The sequence below is a fragment of the Rhodopseudomonas sp. BR0C11 genome (genome assembly GCF_010820945.1).
In the GTDB taxonomy this organism is placed as follows: domain Bacteria; phylum Pseudomonadota; class Alphaproteobacteria; order Rhizobiales; family Xanthobacteraceae; genus Rhodopseudomonas; species Rhodopseudomonas palustris_H.
Genome location: NZ_QTKI01000780.1, coordinates 1 through 764 on the forward strand (window position 1 = coordinate 1; position 764 = coordinate 764).

General features: G+C 73.2%; 1 protein-coding gene. It reads right to left on the reverse strand.

The genetic code is table 11. From position 1 onward, the window contains the following. Positions 1 to 731: SDR family NAD(P)-dependent oxidoreductase (locus DYI24_RS27335; RefSeq protein WP_164574538.1), on the reverse strand; the 731-nt coding region annotated here is incomplete at its 3' end. Positions 732 to 764: the final 33 nt, after the last annotated feature.

Sequence of the window (764 nt, forward strand, 5' to 3'; positions counted from 1 at the left end):
CCGGTGATGTAGCCGGCCGCCGGCGAACACAGGAACGCCACCACCTCGGCGATCTCGGCCCCGGTGGCGGCGCGGCCGAGCGGCACCGCGGCTTCGAGCACCGCGCGATTGACTGGGTCGTCGCTGAGCTTGGCGCCGACATCGCGATCGACTACGCCGGGCGCCACCGCATTGACCCGCACGCCGCTGCGGCCGAGGTGCCAGGCGAGATAGCGGGTGAGCTGTTCGACGCCGGCCTTGGCGACGTGATAGGCGGCGGTCTCATGCGCGACGCTGCGCGCCAGCACCGACGACAGGTTGACGATCGCGCCGCCGGCTTGCGCCAGATGCGGCAGTGCCGCCTGTGCGGTGAGCATGTAGCCGCGCAGCATCACCGCTTCGGTGGCATCCCACAGCTCGGCGCTCTGCTCGGCGAATGGCGGCCGCGCCCGCTGCGTCGGCGCGGCGTTGTTGACCAGGATATCGAGCCCGCCGATCGCGGCGGCGCTCGCCGCCACCGTTGCGGCGATCGCGGCCTCGTCGCTCATGTCGCCGACGATGAAGCGCGCATCGCCGCCGGCGTCCCTGATCGCGCGTGCCGCCGCTTCGCCGGACTCGTGCTTGAGGTTGACCAGCACGACCTGCGCGCCCTTTAGCGCCAGCGTGCGCGCAATCGCGAGTCCGATGCCCTGGGCGGCGCCGGTGACCATCGCGCGGCGGCCATGCAGGGGCAAGGTGGCGCGATCACTCATCGCGGCGCCGGCGATGGCGGCCGGGCGGGCCGC